At 72.9% G+C, this 17301-nt stretch carries 15 protein-coding genes and 1 pseudogene; 8 read left to right on the top strand and 8 right to left on the bottom strand.

Annotation, left to right across the window (positions count from 1 at the left end; genetic code table 11):
- Window positions 1-144: 144 nt before the first annotated feature.
- Window positions 145-1659: a glucan biosynthesis protein gene (locus ACQKQD_RS23295; protein WP_427509682.1), complete on the top strand. Its 1515-nt coding sequence runs from the start codon at window positions 145-147 to the stop codon at window positions 1657-1659.
- A gap of 41 nt (window positions 1660-1700) precedes the next feature.
- Here the strand turns inward: ACQKQD_RS23295 and ACQKQD_RS23300 are convergent, their stop codons facing one another.
- The gene (locus tag ACQKQD_RS23300; protein ID WP_020093812.1) at window positions 1701-1901 is read right to left on the bottom strand and encodes a hypothetical protein; all 201 of its coding nucleotides are present in this window, start codon (window positions 1899-1901) and stop codon (window positions 1701-1703) included.
- 122 nt (window positions 1902-2023) lie between these two features.
- Complete coding sequence (gene zwf, locus ACQKQD_RS23305) at window positions 2024-3496, bottom strand: glucose-6-phosphate dehydrogenase (protein ID WP_020093813.1); 1473 nt, start codon at window positions 3494-3496, stop codon at window positions 2024-2026.
- 219 nt (window positions 3497-3715) lie between these two features.
- Here zwf and ACQKQD_RS23310 point away from each other — a divergent pair, with 219 nt between their 5' ends.
- Window positions 3716-4003, top strand: a complete 288-nt coding sequence (locus tag ACQKQD_RS23310; protein WP_427509683.1) for a GIY-YIG nuclease family protein — start codon at window positions 3716-3718, stop codon at window positions 4001-4003.
- 443 nt (window positions 4004-4446) lie between these two features.
- Here the strand turns inward: ACQKQD_RS23310 and ACQKQD_RS23315 are convergent.
- Window positions 4447-4995: pseudogene (locus tag ACQKQD_RS23315) on the bottom strand (SDR family NAD(P)-dependent oxidoreductase); the annotation flags it as partial.
- A gap of 156 nt (window positions 4996-5151) precedes the next feature.
- On the opposite strand from ACQKQD_RS23315, the gene ACQKQD_RS23320 reads away from it, so the two are divergent.
- Entirely contained in the window at window positions 5152-6330 is a 1179-nt protein-coding gene (locus ACQKQD_RS23320) for an endo-1,4-beta-xylanase (RefSeq protein ID WP_427509684.1), read from the top strand.
- On the opposite strand, the gene ACQKQD_RS23325 is transcribed toward ACQKQD_RS23320, so the two are convergent.
- Complete coding sequence (locus ACQKQD_RS23325; protein ID WP_427509685.1) at window positions 6317-7435, bottom strand: acyltransferase family protein; 1119 nt, start codon at window positions 7433-7435, stop codon at window positions 6317-6319. The genes ACQKQD_RS23320 and ACQKQD_RS23325 overlap by 14 nt on opposite strands.
- Before the next feature lie 384 nt (window positions 7436-7819).
- Between ACQKQD_RS23325 and ACQKQD_RS23330 the strand changes: the two genes are divergently transcribed.
- Complete coding sequence (locus tag ACQKQD_RS23330; RefSeq protein WP_427509686.1) at window positions 7820-9685, top strand: L,D-transpeptidase family protein; 1866 nt, start codon at window positions 7820-7822, stop codon at window positions 9683-9685.
- A gap of 136 nt (window positions 9686-9821) precedes the next feature.
- Window positions 9822-10355: a Dps family protein gene (locus ACQKQD_RS23335; protein WP_020093819.1), complete on the top strand. Its 534-nt coding sequence runs from the start codon at window positions 9822-9824 to the stop codon at window positions 10353-10355.
- 54 nt (window positions 10356-10409) lie between these two features.
- On the opposite strand, the gene ACQKQD_RS23340 is transcribed toward ACQKQD_RS23335, so the two are convergent.
- Window positions 10410-13097, bottom strand: a complete 2688-nt coding sequence (locus ACQKQD_RS23340) for a bifunctional acetate--CoA ligase family protein/GNAT family N-acetyltransferase (protein WP_427509687.1) — start codon at window positions 13095-13097, stop codon at window positions 10410-10412.
- A gap of 394 nt (window positions 13098-13491) precedes the next feature.
- Here ACQKQD_RS23340 and ACQKQD_RS23345 point away from each other — a divergent pair, with 394 nt between their 5' ends.
- Window positions 13492-13905, top strand: coding sequence for a MucR family transcriptional regulator (locus ACQKQD_RS23345; RefSeq protein WP_020093821.1), 414 nt, complete (start codon window positions 13492-13494; stop codon window positions 13903-13905).
- 110 nt (window positions 13906-14015) lie between these two features.
- A complete protein-coding gene (locus ACQKQD_RS23350) occupies window positions 14016-14774 on the top strand; it encodes a restriction endonuclease (RefSeq protein WP_020093822.1) in 759 nt (252 codons plus the stop codon).
- A gap of 6 nt (window positions 14775-14780) precedes the next feature.
- Here the strand turns inward: ACQKQD_RS23350 and ACQKQD_RS23355 are convergent, their stop codons facing one another.
- The 3 genes from ACQKQD_RS23355 to ACQKQD_RS23365 all read right to left on the bottom strand — a co-directional run bounded on the left by ACQKQD_RS23355 (window position 14781) and on the right by ACQKQD_RS23365 (window position 16362).
- Window positions 14781-15422, bottom strand: coding sequence for a DedA family protein (locus ACQKQD_RS23355; protein ID WP_056523681.1), 642 nt, complete (start codon window positions 15420-15422; stop codon window positions 14781-14783).
- 91 nt (window positions 15423-15513) lie between these two features.
- The gene (locus ACQKQD_RS23360) at window positions 15514-15993 is read right to left on the bottom strand and encodes a peroxiredoxin (RefSeq protein WP_020093824.1); all 480 of its coding nucleotides are present in this window, start codon (window positions 15991-15993) and stop codon (window positions 15514-15516) included.
- Between the two features lie 111 nt (window positions 15994-16104).
- A complete protein-coding gene (locus ACQKQD_RS23365; protein ID WP_020093825.1) occupies window positions 16105-16362 on the bottom strand; it encodes a hypothetical protein in 258 nt (85 codons plus the stop codon).
- A gap of 186 nt (window positions 16363-16548) precedes the next feature.
- Here ACQKQD_RS23365 and ACQKQD_RS23370 point away from each other — a divergent pair, with 186 nt between their 5' ends.
- Complete coding sequence (locus tag ACQKQD_RS23370; protein ID WP_091979976.1) at window positions 16549-17187, top strand: YqgE/AlgH family protein; 639 nt, start codon at window positions 16549-16551, stop codon at window positions 17185-17187.
- Window positions 17188-17301: the final 114 nt, after the last annotated feature.

Below are 17301 nucleotides of genomic sequence, written 5' to 3' on the forward strand. Positions count from 1 at the left end.
GCCGAACGGATCAATCCCCCCTCCCGGCGCCGCGTTCTTCGAACAGTCCTGGCCGCGGCTGCCGGCACGGTTCTACCTAGCGCGACGGATCTGAATGGGTCCAGAACGTGGGCCGGGCCGGCGCTTCCGCCGCAGGGCGACGCGATGACCTTCGAGAGCCTGTCGGCGCAGGCGGCGCAGCGCGCCGCAGTGCCCTACGCCCCGCCGCCCGAGGACCTGCCGCCGGCGCTCGCCGCCCTCGACTATGACGGCTACCGGGCGATCACCTTCCGGCCGGACGCGGGCCTGCGGCTCGGCGCGCATTTCAGCGCCCAGCTGTTCCACCGCGGCTTCCTGCAGCGCCGGCGCGTGGCGCTCCACCTCCAGCCGCTCCGGGGGCCCGCGCGGCCGATCCCCTACGACACGGGGCTGTTCGACCTGGGCACGCGGCTCGCCGGCCAGGGCTTCCCGGCGGATCTCGGCTTCGCGGGCTTCCGCCTGCACTACGCCTTCCCGGACACGCCGGCCTGGCGGCCGAAGGGCTTCCAGGAGGAGTTCCTCGTCTTCCTGGGCGCCTCCTACTTCCGCCTGCGGGCGGCGAACCAGGAATACGGGCTCTCGGCCCGGGGGCTCGCCATCGGCACCGGCGCCCCGGAGGGCGAGGAATTCCCCGACTTCGTCGCCCACTGGATCTGCGAGCCGGAGCCGGAGGCGCGCACCCTCACGGTGCTCTCCCTCCTCGACAGCCCGAGCGTGGCCGGCGCCTACCGGTTCGAGATCGCGCCCGGCGACCCGGCCCGGATCGCCGTCACGGCGGCGCTCTACCCGCGCCGGGCGCTCCCGAAGCTCGGGCTGGCGCCGCTCACCAGCATGTTCCTGTACGGCCAGAACGGGCCCGGGGCCCGGGGCGCCAAGCCGTTCGACGATTTCCGGCCGCAGGTGCACGATTCCGACGGGCTGTGCGTCGCGGCCGGGGCCGACCCGGCGCGGATCGACCGGATCTGGCGGCCCCTGGTCAACGGGCGGGCGCAGCCGCAGATCTCCGCCTTCGCGGCCCGGCCTCTCGCCGGCTTCGGGCTGCTGCAGCGGGAGCGGAGCTTCGCGGCCTACCTCGACGTGGAGGCGCGCCACGAGGCGCGGCCGGGCCTGTGGGTGGCGCCGGATTCCGCCGGGGGCGCCTTCGCGGACGGCGCCGTGCAGCTCTTCGAGATCCCGTCGGGCGAGGAGTACATGGACAACATCGTGGCGGCCTTCGTGCCGGCGGCCCCGGCGCAGCCCGGCGCGCCGCTGCACGTCAGCTACGGGCTGACCACGGTGGGGGCCGAGCCCGTGCCGGCGATCCCGGAGACCGCCCTCGCCCGGGTGACGTCGACGCGGCTCGGCTCGGCGGAGCGCCTGCGCCCGTCGAACCCGCCCGACCCGCGGCGGCGGCTCTGCGTCATCGACTTCGAGGGTCCGGGCCTGCCGAAGGGTCCCGACGACGCGGTCGCCGCGGAGGTCTCGGCCAGCGCCGGCACGCTGCACGATCCGGTGGCCAACTTCGTGCCGCAGACCGGAGGCTGGCGGATCTACGTCGAGTGGCGCCCGCCGGAGCCGGTGCCGCCGGGCGACGTCGTGCTGCGCGCCCGGCTGGTCCGCGGAACCGTCCCCCTCAGCGAGACCTGGGACGCCGCCGTCTAGGCTCCGTCATCGCGTCGCCGCGCTCGCGAAGACGGCGTGTCTCAGGCGGTCCGGCGCTCCTGCTCCAGGCGCCGGGCCAGGCGGGTGGCGCCGTAGACCTCGCTCAGGCGGCGGCGGGCCGCGCTGACCGGCGGGGCCTGCCGCTCGTCGTGGGCGGCCGCGATGACGCGCAGGGCGGCGGCGACCGAACGCTCCAGGCGACGCTCGGCCTGGACGGCCGCGTCCCGATGATGGTCCAGCATGTGATGATCCCTCGTGCTGCGCCGTCTCCACCCTCTGGCGGGGCGGTATCCGGCAGCGCCGACAGATTTCACATCCGGCTTGACGGTATCAAGGCAGCTTGGCCGTGGGCCGCCGAACGTGCTTACCGCAGCTCCTCGTGCCAGGTCCGGCCGTCGCGCTCGATCAGCGCGATGGCGGCGGTCGGGCCCCAGCTCCCGGCCGGGTAGGGCCGCGGCGCCTCGGGCCGGTCGGCCCAGGCCTTGAGCACGCCGTCCGCCCAGGCCCAGGCGGCCTCGACCTCGTCGCGGCGCATGAACAGCGTCGCGTTGCCGCGGACCACGTCCATCAGCAGGCGCTCGTAGGCGTCGGGGTAGCGCTGCTTGAAGGTCTCCTCGAAGGAGATGTCGAGGTCGGTCGGGCGCAGCCGCAGGCCGCCGGGCCCCGGATCCTTGGTCATCACCTCGAGCTTCATGCCCTCCTGCGGCTGCAGGCGGATCACGAGGCGGTTGGGCTCGCGGCCGAAGGCCTCCTCGGGGAAGATCGAGAACGGCGAGGCGCGGAACTGCACCACGATCTCGGAGAGCTTCTGGGGCAGGCGCTTGCCGGTGCGCAGGTAGAACGGCACCCCGGCCCAGCGCCCGGACTGGATCTCGACCTTCATGGCCACGAAGGTCTCGGTCCGGCTCTCGTGGCCGAGCTCGGCGAGGTAGCCCTCGACCGGTTTGCCGTCGACGGCGCCCGCCACGTACTGGCCGCGCACCGTCACCAGCGGGATGTCCTGGCTGGTGATCGGCTTCAGGGCGCGCAGCACCTTGAGCTTCTCGTCGCGGACGGAGTTCGCCTCGAGATTGAGCGGGCTCTCCATGGCGGTGAGGCAGAGGAGCTGCAGGATGTGGTTCTGCAGCATGTCGCGCATCGCGCCCGACGTGTCGTAGTAGCCGGCCCGGCCCTCGACCCCCACCGTCTCGGCGACCGTGATCTGGACGTGGTCGATCACGTCGGAGGTCCAGAGCCGCTCGAAGATCGTGTTGGCGAAGCGGAGCGAGAGCAGGTTCTGGACCGTCTCCTTGCCGAGATAGTGGTCGATCCGGAAGATCTGCGATTCGGGGAAGACCTCGCCGACCGCGTCGTTGATCGCCCGGGCCGATTTCAGGTCCTTGCCGATCGGCTTCTCCAGCACGACGCGGGACTTCTCCCCCACGAGCCCGTGGGCGGCGAGGTTGCGGCAGATCGAGCCGTAGAGGTCGGGCGAGGTGGCGAGGTAGTAGGGCCGGACCTGGTCGGGCCGCTCGTCGAGCTTGGCGACGAGGTCGGTCCAGCCGCTGTCGCCGGCCCCGTCCACCGCGACGTAGTCGACGTGGTCGAGGAAGCGGTGGAGCATGTCGTCGGACAGGTCGGCCGCCGGCACGAAGCGCTTGAGCGCGTCACGGGCGTGCTCGCGGAAGGCGTCGAGGGACAGTTCCGAGCGCGAGGCGCCGATGATCCGGCTGGTCTCGGGGATCTGGCCGTCGCGGAATCGGTAGAACAGGGCCGGCAGGAGCTTGCGCGCGGTCAGATCGCCGGTGGCGCCGAACACGACGCAGTCGAAGGAAGCGACGGGGATGATCGTGGCCAAGTGCGGCTCCCGGTTGTCGTGCGCTGGTCTCGTGCGGCGGCTGCGTCGCACTGACCTAGCCCGTGTGCAAGGGCTTCGCCAGACGAGGGGCGCAGGCCAGCGCTGTCCGGTTCAGGGGGCGGCTGGGACAGATCCGGGCAAGTCCACGCTGCCACGCTCCGTCCTTGCGAGCGCAGCGAAGCAACCCAGGGCAGCGCGGCGGCGCCGAAGGACAGCACGATGCGCGAGCCGGCCGTCTACATCATGGCGAGCCGCCGCAACGGCACGCTCTACACGGGCGTGACCGCGAATCTCGCCAAGCGGGTCTACGAGCACCGGGAGGCGCTGCTTCCCGGTTTCACGAGCCGCTACGCTTGCAAGCGCTTGGTCTGGTACGAGCCATACCCGACCATGGCCGAAGCCATCACCCGCGAGAAGCAGATCAAGGCGGGCTCACGGAAGAAGAAGCTCGCCCTGATCGAGGCGATGAATCCGGACTGGAACGACCTGTATCCCGATCTCGCGTGAACGGGTCCGGCGTCGCGGATCCCTGGATTGCTTCGCTGCGCTCGCAAAGACGGCGTTGTCTGGCTCATCGCGGCCCCCCAGGCCGCCTTCACACACTCCGTCATCACGAGCGGAGCGAAGTGACCCAGGGCAGCGCGAGGCCGGCTGGGTCACCCCGCCATGTACCGCTTGAACGCCTCGGCGTGGTCCGGATGCCAGCGCGAGAGGGCGGGCCGGTTCTCGACGATGTCGCCGGACGCCCAGGCGATCCGCTTCGCGTCCTGGGCGCGCGTGGTCTCGTTGTCGGGGCAGAGGATGTAGAAATCGCCGGCGGCGAGCCGCTCCAGCAGGAAGGCCACGGTCTCGTCGGGCGTCCAGGCCCCGGCGGGCTTCTCGGCGACGCCGCGGGCCTTGGTGAGCCCGGTATAGACGAAGCCCGGGATCAGCAGGTGGGCCGTGGTGTGGCAGCCCTCCCGGTTGCGCAGCTCGTGGGCGAGCGCCTCGGTGACCGCCTTCACGCCCGCCTTCGAGACGTTGTAGGGCGCGTTGCCCGGCGGGGTGGTGATGCCCTGCTTCGAGCCCGTGACGACGATCGCCCCGGGCCTGCCGCCCTCGATCATCCCGGGCGCGAAGGCGTGGATGCCGTTGACCACGCCGCCGAGATTCGTGCCCAGGATCCGCGCCCAGGTATCGGCGTCGGAGAACAGCGTTCCGCCGGCCTCGATCCCGGCATTCAGCATCACCAGGGCGGGCGGCCCGCCCTTGGCGACGGCGGCCGCCAGCGCCTCGACGGCGCCCCGGTCCGACACGTCGGTGGGCACGGCGCGCACCTCGACGGCGGCGAGTTCGGCGACGGCGGCCCGGGCCGCGTCCAGGGCCGGGCCCGGCAGGTCGGCGAGCCAGACGTTCATGCCGGCCCGGGCGAAGGCCTGCGCGGCGGCGAGCCCGATGCCGCTCGCAGCCCCGGTGACGACCGCGCTGCGGCCCGGACTGATCGCGGGGTGCTGGCTCATGACGGATCCTCGGCTGACGGGCGCCCATCAGATGGGGCGCCCCGGGCGGAAGGCGAGTTCGCGCCGCGTCCCCAAGCGGGCCCGGCAGAACCAGCGGATCGCCGCCGCGGCGGCTTCTGCTAGGGTGGCGGGCACGTCACGGAACGAAGCACCCGGATGCCCCCTCTCCCGCACCGCCGGTCGATCCTCGCCGGCGCGGCCGCCCTCGGCCTCGCCGGCGCGGCGCGCGCGGCCGGCCCGGCGGGGTTCGGTCCCCTCGGCCGGCCGTCCTGGTCGGCCGACAGCCTCCAGGCCGCCGCGGCCGCCAAGGGCCTGACATACGGCTGCGAGGTGCCGTTCCACCGCTTCGACGCGACGCCCGCCTACCGGCAGGCGGTGGCGCGGGAATGCGGCATCCTCGTCTGCGGCACCGAGATGAAGATGGAGGAGGTCCTGCCGGCGCCGGGCAAGACCGACTTCGCCCGCGGCGACGCCATCCTGCGCTTCGCGAGGGGAAACGGCCAGCGCATGCGCGGCCACACGCTCGTCTGGCACGCGGCGCTGCCGCCCTGGGTCGGACCGCTGCTCGGCCGGGCGAGCGCCGTCCAGGCCGAGGACTTCATGCGGCGCTGGATCGAGACGGTGGCGGGCCATTACCGCGGCCAGATCGTCGCCTGGGACGTGGTCAACGAGATCCTCGGCAACGAGTCCGACCCAGACCGCGGCGGCGGCCTGCGCGACTCGCCCTGGCTCGCCTCCATCGGCCCCGGCTACGTCGACCTCGCCTTCCGGATCCTGCACGAGACCGACCCCGCGGCCGCCGGCACGTGGAACGAGGACGCGGTGGAGCAGGGCGTGCCCTGGATGGAGGCCAAGCGCACCAAGGTCCTGCGCCGCCTGGAGGCGATGCGGTCCCGGGGCGTGCCGATCCGGCGCTTCGGGCTGCAATCGCACCTCACCAGCACGATCCCGATCGACCAGGGCCAGCTGCGGCGCTTCCTGCGGGAGATCGGCCAGATGGGGCTCGGCATCGAGATCACCGAGCTCGACATCGACGACCGCGCCTTCCCGTCCGACGTGGCGACCCGCGACCGGATGGTGGCCGATTACGCCCGCCGCTACCTCGACGTGGTGCTGGACGAGCCCGCCTGCCTCGACGTCCTGACCTGGGACATCTACGACCCGGACACGTGGCTGAACGACCACCCCTACCGCAAGCGGCCCGACGGCCTGCCGCAGCGGGCGCTGCCGCTCGACGCGCAGTTCCGGCGCAAGCCCCTGTGGCACGCGATGAAGGCGGCCTTCGAGGCCGCGCCCGATCACAGGGCCGCCCGCGAGAAGCTCAGGCGGGCGTGACGCCGGCCCGGCGGCCGTCCTCGGCCAGGCTCGGCTCCGGCGGCCGGTCCGCCAGGAGCCGGCGTCGGAGGCGCGCGCAGGGGCGCTCGACGAGGCCGTACATCCCCCAGCACCACAGCAGGGTCCCCGGGAAGGCCGCCAGCATCAGGCCGACGCCGTGCAGCCCGGGCCGCAGGTGCAGCACCAGGGCCACCACGGTCATGTGCGCGAGGTAGAAGCTGTAGGACCAGAGCCCGAGCCGGCGCATCGGCCGGCTGGCCAGCAGCCGCACCAGAGGTCCCTCGCCGTGCAGCAGGTACGCGAAGGGCACGAACAGGGCGGCGCTCTGGAGCGTGTAGCGCAGACTCTCCCGGAAGGCGGGATCGCGGACCGCCAGGGTCCCGAGGATCACCGCGAGGCTCGCCGCGACGTGCCAGGGCGCGGGGCGCCACGCGCGGTCGGCCGGGACCACCGGGTTGTTCCACAGCCCGAGGCAGCACCCGAACAGGATCGCGTCGATCCGGGTGTGGGTCCAGCTGTAGTTCAGGCTGTAATCCGGCAGCCGCCAGACGTTGACGCACCGGATCGCCAGGACCGCCGCGCAGAGCCCCAGGCAGGCCAGGGCCGCGCGGCGCGGCCGCAGGCGCCCGAGCCAGAGCAGGAAGACCAGCGGGAAGACGAGGTAGAAATGCTCCTCGATGGCGAGGCTCCAGAGCGGCACCGGCAGCACCGCCTCGGTGCCGAACAGGCCGGGATAGTTCGTCAGGAAGGTCGCCTGCCCGAGGACCGCCGCCGGCGCCACCGGCATCCAGTCGAGCCACCCCGCCGCGTACAGCGCGCCGGAGGCGAGCAGGGTCAGGTACATGGGCGGCAGGATGCGCAGGCTCCGCCGGAGGTAGAAGGCGGGAAGCGACACCGTCCCGGTCCGCGCCCGCTCGATCCGCAGGAGCGTGGTGATCAGGTAGCCGCTGAGGAAGAAGAAGACGGTCACGCCGAAGCCGCCCGGCACCACGTGCCCGTAGCCGCAATGGGCCGCGAACACGATCAGGATGGCGAGCGCCCGCACCCCGTCGAGCTGCGGCAGGTAGGGCATCGTCTTCGGGATCGGATCACCGGAATCCGGCATGCTGGGGACCGATCTCCTGTCCGGGCCTGGGCAGCCGTGGCGGCCCGGCCATGCGGTGTCCGACGGAACGCTTCGATGAAGGTGTCCTACTCCGCCATCGCGGGCGGAGCGAAGTGACCCGGGGCAGCGCGACGACGGGCGGCGTCGCGCCGTCTGGATCGCTTCGCTCCGCGCGCAAAGACGTGGGCGCCGGAGCCAGCAACGCATGAATGTATGAGCGCGACGTTGACGCCGACCGACATCCGCGACGTCACACGCGGATGAATCAATGGCGGGATCGTAAATCCCGATCCTGCCCGCTCTCGGGGTCGGAGGAGATTGGTAACCACGCCGGCCCATCATCCGGCCCGGTCGCGCCGCCTGAGCGCGTCGGGAGTGTTGCGTATGGTCCCGGTCCAGCCCCGCCGTCACGCCCGCCCGCACGCCGCGCTGGGTGCGGGCCTGTCCCTGCTGGCCCTGCTCGGAGCGCCCGGCGTCGCCCTGGCGCAGGGGACCGGCGCGGCGCAGGGCGGCCCCGCGCCGGTGCCGCCGCTCGCCGCGCCGGTCGCGGTGCCGCCCGCCGCGGGCGAGACCGCGAAGAGCCAGGAGCCCCGCGCACCGGAGGCGAAGGGTGAGGCGAAGGGCGCGGCCGGCAAGCCGGCGGAGGCCAAGCGGGCCGACACCAGGCCGGCCGAGACCAGGCCGGCCGAGCCCCGGGCGACCGAGGTCGCGCCGGAGCCCGTCCCGGCGCAGGGCAAGGCGCAGGACGCGAAGGCACAGGACGCGAAGGCCCAGGACAGCAAGGCGTCGGACAGCAAGGCGTCGGACGCCCGATCGGCCGAGACCAAGTCTCAGTCGGCCAAGCCTCAGGAAGCGGCGAAGAGGTCCCGCGAGCCGGCGCCGCTGGTCTACGCCAAGGTCTCCGCCGACCCGAACCCGACGCTGACGCCCCGGACGTTCCTCGACACGCTCCGGGCGGCCGAGCGCTACGCGGCCTTCGCGGAGGCCGGGGGCTGGGAGCGGCTGCCAGACGATCTCGCGCGCCTCAAGCCCGGCGAGCGCCACCCGGCGATCCCCGCCCTGCGCCACCACCTGACGCTGACCGGCGACCTGCCGGCGGATGCCCCCCCGAACGACCGCCTCGACCCGCCCCTGGTGGCGGCGATCGCGGCGTTCCAGGGGCGTCACGGCCTGCCCGACAGCGGTATCCTTGGCCGGCTCACGATCAACGCGCTCAACGTGCCGGCCGCGGTGCGCCAGCGCCAGCTCGCCGCCTCCGCGGCCCGGCTGATGGGCTCGAAATTCCCGTTCGGCGAGCGCTACGTGGTGGTCAACATCCCGTCCGCCGCCGTGGAGGCGGTGGAGAACGGCGCCGTGGCGCGCCGCTACGTCGCGGTGGTCGGCTCCCCCGACAAGGCGACGCCGTCCGTCGAGACGCGGATCACCGACATCAACTTCAACCCGACCTGGACCGTCCCCGCCTCGGTGGTGAAGAACGAGATCATCCCGGCGATGCGCAAGAACCCGGGCTACCTCGCCAAGAACCGCATCCGGATCCTGGGCCCGGCGGGCGAGGTCGACCCGACCCGGATCGACTGGGCGGGCCAGAAGGCCGTCAACTACACGCTGCGCCAGGATTCCGGCCTCGACAATTCGCTGGGCCAGGTGCGGATCGACATGCCGAACCGCTTTGCCGTCTACATGCACGATACGCCGGCGAAGTCGCTCTTCGCCGCGAGCGTGCGCTTCCACAGCCACGGCTGCGTCCGGGTCGGACAGGTGAAGGAGCTGGTCGGCTGGCTGCTGCAGGGCACGGACGGCCCCAACGGGCCGGGCACGAGTTGGGGGCCGATCGAGATCGAGACCGGCATCGCCGACGGCGAGCGCCGCGACATCAAACTCACCAAGCCGATTCCGGTCACCTTCGTGTACCTCACCGGCTTCGCCACGCCGGACGGGAAGGCGCATTTCCGCGACGACATCTACAACCTCGACACGCCGGCGCCCGAGCCCGCCGCCACCGGCGCGATCCCGCCCGCGGCGGGCGCGGACGCCGCGAAGCCGGCCCCCGCCACCGCGCCGGCCCCGCCCCGGCCCGGTGCCGCCCACGACGCGAAGCCGGCTCCCGCGCGGGCTGCCGCGGCCAAGCCCGCGACGGTCGGGCCCGCGACGGTCGGGCCCGCGCCGGTCAGGCCCGCACCGGCGAAGCCGTCGCCGGAGCGGCCCGTTACCGAGCACCGCAGTTTGGAATCCGTCGAACCTACCCGCTAAAGCCAACCCAGCTATGCGATTCTCAGCACGCCGGAACATCCTGGCGGGCCGGCCATTGGCCTGCAGAAGGCGCGTTCGCCCCTCCGCGGCGTGACGGAGCGGCGCGCCGAGCCAGCGAATCGCATTGGAGACGACCATGGCCAAGGCCAAGCCGAGCAGCCGCATCGAGAGCGCGCGCCTCAACACCCCGACCGACCTCGATCCGAGCGACGTCCGGACGATCGCCGAGGGCCTGACGGTCCTGAGTTCGGACCTGTTCGCCCTCTACATCAAGACCAAGAACTTCCACTGGCACATGAGCGGGCCCCATTTCCGCGACTACCACCTGCTGCTGGACGAGCAGTCGGCCCAGATCTTCGAGATCATCGACGCGGTGAACGAGCGCGCCCGCAAGATCGGCGGCACGGTCCTGCGCTCGCTCGGCCAGGCCAAGAGCCTGACCCGCGTGGCCGACAACGATGCCGAGTACGTCTCGCCCCTCGACATGCTCAAGGAGCTGCGCGACGACAACAAGGCCCTCACCGCCAACATGCGGACGCTCCACGGGGTCACCGACGAGGCCGGCGACGTGGCGACCACCTCGCAGCTCGAGGAGTGGATCGACCAGTCCGAGGAGCGGACGTGGTTCCTCTACGAGACCACCCGCAACGCGACCGACAGCGGCCACTGAGCCGCGCCCCCCGGCACCGGCGCGGCCGGCGCCGGGTCGGGCCTCGCCGCGCCGCTAGCCGGTTGCGAGATCGAGGTGCACCTTCACGAGGCCCGGATCGTCCGGGTCGCGCCCCTGCGTGAAGCCGAGGCGGCGGCACACCGCCAGCATCGGCCGGTTCTCGGCGAGCACCGTGCCCTCGACCCGGCCGATCCCCTCGGAGCGCGCCCAGTCGATCATCAGGCGCATCAGCGCGAAGGCGAGGCCCGTCCCGCGGGCGTCGCGGCCCACCGCGATCGCGTACTCGCCGCTCTCGTGGTTGGCGTCGGCGTGGAGCCGGACCGCACCGAGCATGCGCTCGCCGCCGCCCGGCCCGATCTCCGTGGCCACGAACGCGATGGCGCGGGCGTAGTCGAGCTGCGTCAGGCGGGCCAGGAAGGCGTGGCTGAACTCGCGCACCGGCCCGAAGAACCGCAGCCGCAGGTCCTCCGGGTCAAGACCCTTGAAGAAGGCCAGGAACAGGCCCTCGTCCTCCGGGCGCACGGGCCGCACCCGCACGGTCCGGTCCTTGAGGTTGAGCGTGCGGATCCACTCGGCCGGATAGGGCCGGATCGCGAAGCGCGGGTGGCCGCGGCCGTGGACGCTGCCGTGGTCGCCGCGCTCGGCGCGCCCGATCCGGACCCGGGCGTCGAGGGCCAGCACGCCGGTCTCGTCGGCCAGGAGCGGGTTGATGTCGAGCTCGCGCACCTGCGGCAGGTCGGCGGCGAGCTGGGACAGCTTCACCAGCGTCAGCGCGATCGCCCCGAGATCGGCCGCCGGCACGTCGCGGTAGGCCTCCAGGCGGCGCGCGACCCGGGTGCGGGCAATGAGATCGCGCGCCAGGGTCAGGTCGAGCGGCGGCAGGCCGAGGGCGCGGTCGTCGATCACCTCCACGGCGGTCCCGCCCCGGCCGAACACCACCACCGGGCCGAACACCGCGTCCTCCGCGAGCCCGGCGATCAGCTCCCGGCGCTGGCCGCGGCGGACCATCGGCTGCACGGCGAAGCCGGTGACCCGGGCGTCGGGCCGCTCCCGGCGCGCGCGGGCCAGGATGCTGCGGGCGGCCTCCGCGACGTCGGCCTCGCTGGTCAGGTCGAGATGGACGCCGCCGATGTCGGATTTGTGCACGATGTCCGGCGAGACGACCTTCAGCGCCACCGTCCCGCCCGCCGCGATGATCGGCCACGCGGCCGCCGCGGCCGCGTCCGTGTCGGGGGCGAGCGTGATCGGGACGGTCGGGATCCCGTAGGCCTGCAGGAGGCCGTTCACCGCCACCGGGTCGAGCCACGCGGCGCCCTGGCGCAGGGCCCCGGCGACGATCGAGCGGGCCCGCGCCGTGTCGGGGGAGAAGTCCCGCGGCAGCGAGTCCGGCGTGCGCATCAGGTCGTCCTGGGCCTCGCGGTAGCGCACGAGATGCAGGAAACCCTCGATCGCCTCGGAATCGGTGGTGAAATGCGGGATCCCGGCCTGCGCGAAGGTCTCGCGCGCCGCCTCCGCGTCGCCCAGCGTGACCGCGAAGACCGGCTTCTTGCGGGTCTGGCCGGCGCGGGCGGCCTTGACCGTCGCGGCGACGGCCTCGGCCACCGCGCCGGCCTCCGAGCGGATCGTCGGCACGTGGATCGCCAGCACGGCGTCGCTCGTCCGATCCGTCAGCAGCGGCGTCAGCGCGGACGCGAAGGCCGGACCGGCGGCGTCGACGCCGAGGTCGAGGGGGTTTCCCGGCGCGCGGCCCTCCGCCTCGGCGGGCGCCGCCAGGGTCCCGGCCCGCTCGATCAGCCGGTCCGCCGCGAGGAGGCCGATGCCACGGCCGTTGGACACGATCGCCAGCCGGTGGCCGGGGAACGGCCGCTGCCGCCCCAGGGTCTCCACGGCGGAGAACATCGCGTCGAGGTCCGGCACGGCCAGCAGGCCGGCCCGCCGGAAGGCCGCGGCGTAGACCGCGTCCGGGCGGGCCAGGGCGCCGGTATGGGTGACGGCGGCGCGGGTGTCGGGCCGGTGCCGGCCGGCCCGCAGGACCACGACGGGCTTAGCCCGGGCCGCGGCGCGGGCGGCCGACATGAACCGGCGGGCATCCGCGACCCGGTCGAGGCAGAGCAGGATCGCGCGGGTGCGGAAATCGGCGGCGAAGTGGTCGAGGCAGTCGGCCACGCCGATGTCGAGGACGCTGCCGAGCGACAGCACCGCCGAGAAGCCCGTGCCGTGGCGGGCGCCCCAGGCGACGATGGCGGCCGCGACCGTGCCGGATTGCGAGACGAGGGCGAGGTCGCCGGCCTCGGGCGCTTGGGCGAACAGGCTGGCGTTGAGCCTCGCGCCCGGGACCGCCAAGCCGGCGCTGTCGGGCCCGAGCAGGCGCAGGCCGTGGGCGCGGGCGATCCCGTGGGCGACCGGACCGGGATCCTCCGGCCCGGATCCGAGCCGCGCCGTGAGGATCACGGCCGCCCCGGCGCCGATCGCGGCGGCCTGCGCGACGACCTCGGGCACGCTCGGCGGCGGCACCGCGATCAGGACGAGGTCGGGGGCGGCGGGCAGATCCGCGACCCGCGGCACGCAGGCCAGCCCGTCGACGGTCGTTTGGTCGGGCTGGACCGGCATGATCGCGCCGGGAAAGCCCGCGGCGCGCAGGCTGTCGAGCACGCTGCGCCCCAGCGAGCCCTCGCGCCCCACCGCCCCGACCAGGGCGATCGAGCGGGGCGCCAGCAGCTTGTCGAACCGGTAGGTGCTCACGACCGGCGGCTCACGACATCGTCACGGGACGCGGTCCCGCAGGCCGTTCCTGGCGGCACGCATCTGGCCTCTCGCTCACGTCCGAACGGACGAGGCGCCGGGGCGCCCGCCGCCCTCCCAGATGGCGCGATCCGGCGCGCCTGCAACGCCCGGTCGGCACGCGCCGGCCGGAAATCGCGTGGTCGACGCGAGCGCGGTCTCCAGACCTCCTTTTGTTCAATATCGGGCGCCATTTATCCACTCTAAGACGGCACTTGTGGGCATGTGTGGATTGGACTTGCTATTGAATTCACACCACCATAGTAACTGCCCATTAACTACCCTGTATCGGGTCGAGCAGAGACAGATCCCGGCCGGCGTCGGTGGCCGGCTGGGATCGATTGGAGGTTACGGGATGGACGCCACGGGTGAAGGGCAACCGGACTATCTCACGCTGTCCGTCGACATCGTGTCGGCCTTCGTGAGCAACAATCCGGTCCCCGCGCCGGAACTGCCGGGGCTGATCGCGGCCATCCACGCGACGCTGCACGGGCTCGGCGAGCCGTCCGCCCCGCCGGCGGAGCAGCTGCGGCCGGCCGTGCCGGTCCGGCGCTCGGTCCAGCCCGACTTCATCGTCTGCCTGGAGGACGGCAAGAAGTTCAAGTCGCTGAAGCGCCACCTGCGGACGCACTACAACCTGACGCCCGAGGAGTATCGGGGAAAGTGGGGCCTGCCGCCCGACTACCCGATGGTGGCGCCGAACTACGCCGCGGCGCGGTCCAGCCTCGCCAAGAGCATGGGCCTCGGCCACCAGCGCCGGAAGGGCTGACGGCGCGGCGCTCTCATCCGCGTCCGCGTCCACAGCTTTCGGAGGCGGGTTAGGCATCGGGCAAGCCGCGCTTGCGAGGGTCGGGGGCCCGTCAGCGCCCCCGAGACCCGATGCCCGGCAAGCCCAGCCTCGTCGCCCGCCTGTTCTGGACGGCCGTGATCGGCCTTCCCTTCGGGCTCTGGTACGGCCGGCCGGCGCTCGCCGCGACGGGACTCGCCCTCGCGCTCGTCCTGCTGCGGCATCTCGGGCGCCCGCGCCGGTTCCGGGCCCGGGTGCGCCGGATCGCCCGCGCCCATGCCGAGACGCTGGCGCTGCGGCGGCGGCAGGAGAGCTACACCGACCCCTACGGCAACCGGATCGAAGACGGCTGGCTGCGCGAGCGCGATTATTTCCTCGAGCGGACCGTCCTGCCGCAGCTCGGTCCCCGCTTCGCCGACCTCGCCGAGGCGGAGCACGCGCGGATGCTGGCGATCGTCGAGGCCGAGGCCGCCGCCGTCGCGCTCCCGGAGGAGGACGAGGCGCCCGGGGACGGGCTGGACTACGAGCGCTACTGCGCCGAGCGCCTGGTCCGGGCGGGCTGGCGGGCGCACCGGACGCCGGCGAGCGGCGACCAGGGCGCCGATATCGTGGCGGTGCGGGACGGGCTGCGCCTCGTCGTGCAGTGCAAGCGGCTGAGCAAGCCCGTGGGCAACGCCGCCGTGCAGGAAGCCGCCGCGGCCCTGCGCTACTGGGACGGGGACCGGGCCGCCGTGGTGTCGAACGCCGGCTTCACGCCGGCGGCGCGCCGGCTCGCCACGGCCACCGGCGTCCTCCTCCTGCACCACGACGCCCTCGAGGCGATCGAGGCGTTCGACCTCGCGGAGACGTGATGCCCGTCAGGCGAGCGGGCCGGGGATGGCGATCTCCGCCTCGCTGAGCAGGCGCGCCTCGTGGCGGCGCACGAACAGCCACAGGGCCAGGCCGCCGAACACCACCAGGGCGAGCAGGGTCAGGCCCACCGGGCCGACGATGTGCTCGATCTGGCGCCCGCAATAGTACGAGCCGATGCCCATGCTGCCGGCCCAGACGATGCCGCCGAGGGCGTTGAAGGCGAAGAAGCGGCGCGCGTCCAGGCGGTTGACCCCGGCGAGCAGGGCCGCGTAGGCGCGCAGCATCGCGGTGAAGCGGCCGAAGAACACGATCTTCCCGCCGTGCTGGCGGAACAGGTACTGGCCGAGCTTGAGCCGCCCGTGATCGAGGGCGATGAGATGGCCGTAGCGGAGCAGCAGCGGCATGCCCCAGCGCCGCCCCGCCCAGTAGCCGACATTGTCGCCCAGGATCGCGGCCGTCGCCGCCGCGGCGATGACCAGGCCGATGTTCAGGTTCCCGGTGCTGCCGGCGTAGACGGCGGCCGAGATCAGCACCGTCTCGCCGGGGCACGGCACGCCGGCGCTCTCGAGAGTGATGATCACGAAGATCGCGATGTATCCGTAATTCGCGATCAGGTCGGCGATGGGCAGGTCGTTCAGGAAGGCCATGCGGTCCTCGGGCCGGTCTCCGGGCAGAGCCCGGCGACACAAGCGGACGGAACGTGGCCTTAAGAGGGCCGATCTGCGGCCGGCGGCGTCCTCAGAGGACCTTCAGCAGTGCTTCGGCGCCGGACGCCTCGGCCTTCGAGGGCGTCTCCTCGACGTTGAGGATCCGGACGACGCCGTCCTCGACCAGCATCGAGTAGCGCTTCGAGCGCATCCCGAGGCCGAAGCCGGTGCCGTCCATCTCCAGGCCGAGGGCCTTGGCGAAATCGGCGTTGCCGTCGGCGAGGAATTCCAGCCCCTCGGCGCCGCTCGCCTTCGACCACGCGTCGAGCACGAACACGTCGTTGACGCTCGTCACCGCGATGGCGTCGATACCGCGCCCGAGGATCTCGTCCCGGTGGGTGACGAAGCCCGGCAGGTGGTTGCGGTGGCAGCTGGGGGTGAACGCGCCCGGCACGCCGATCAGGACCACGCGCCGGCCCTTGAACACGTCGTCGGTGGTGCGCGCGATCGGGCCCTCGGGGCCGATCACCCGGAAGGTGGCCTGGGGCAGGTGGTCGCCGACCTGGATCATCGCGGGTCCCTCGTTGTCGCGCGCTGGGATGGCGCGCGTGAGCAGCGCGCCTGACCTAGCGTGGCAGGGGGTGCCTGTCGAGGATGCGGCCAGCTCCGGCTTGCACCGCCCTCACGGACCGATCAGCTTGATGAAGGCCGCCCCGGCCCCGAAGAAGGCCGCTCCCGCCGCCATGCCCGAGAGGGCCACCTGCCAGGGCGCCAGGGCCCGGTCACGGCCGAGCTTGGCCTGCTCGGCCAGCAGCTTCGCCTGCTCGGCGATCAGCTTGTGCTGCTCAGCGACGAACTTGCGGGTCTCCTCCTGGGACCGCTCGATCCGCGCCCGCTGCTCCTCGATGTCGAAGGTGGGAGCGGGTGCGACATCCGCCATGACCAGCGAGCCTCAACGGTGACCGCGCCGGCCGCGACGCGGACCGACCCGGGTATTGTGGGACAGGGATTGAGACCCGCACAAGCTTGGGGGAGGCTTGCTGCGTCCCTTTTGCCCGCTGGACAACGGAGGGGCGCGGCGTAGCATGGACGCATGGCGCACCCTCCGCACCGCAGGCCCGATCCCATGTCGGCAGCGTCGTCCCAGGCCGGGAAGGCGGCGCCGCTCCGCACAGAGCTGGCGGGCCCGCACTTCCTCGACGGGCAGTTCCTCGTGGCCATGCCCGGCATGGCCGACGAGCGCTTCGCGCGCTCGGTGATCTACATCTGCGCCCATTCCGCCGACGGGGCCATGGGCATCATCGTCAACAAGGCGGCGACCGACATCAGCATGCCGGACCTGCTGGTCCAGCTCGACGTGGCGCCTGAGGCGGACGCGATCCGCCTGCGCGAGCGGGTCGGCCACATGCCGGTCCTGATGGGCGGCCCGGTGGAGGGACGGCGCGGCTTCGTGCTCCACAGCGACGATTTCCACATCCAGCAATCGACGCTGATCATCGACGACGGCATCTGCCTGACCGCGACCGTGGAGATCCTCCGCGCCATCGCCAGCGGCGAGGGGCCGGCCAGCGCCGTGCTGGCGCTCGGCTACGCCGGCTGGCAGGCCGGGCAGCTGGAGAGCGAGATCATGGCCAACGGCTGGCTCAACTGCCCGGCCGACCCGGCCCTGATCTTCAACGCCGACCTCGACGCCAAGTACGACCTCGCCTTGCGGGCCAACGGCATCGACCCGGCGATGCTGTCGATGACCGCCGGCCGGGCCTGACCCGACCGCGCTCGCCGGGGCGGCACGCCGTCTTTGCGACCGGAGCGAAGCGATCCAGGAACGCTACGCCGGCCAGCCTCGCGCTACCCTGGGCTGCTTCGCTCCGTTCGCAAA

Source organism: Methylobacterium sp. NPDC080182, from assembly GCF_050281105.1.
Taxonomy (GTDB): Bacteria; Pseudomonadota; Alphaproteobacteria; order Rhizobiales; family Beijerinckiaceae; genus Methylobacterium.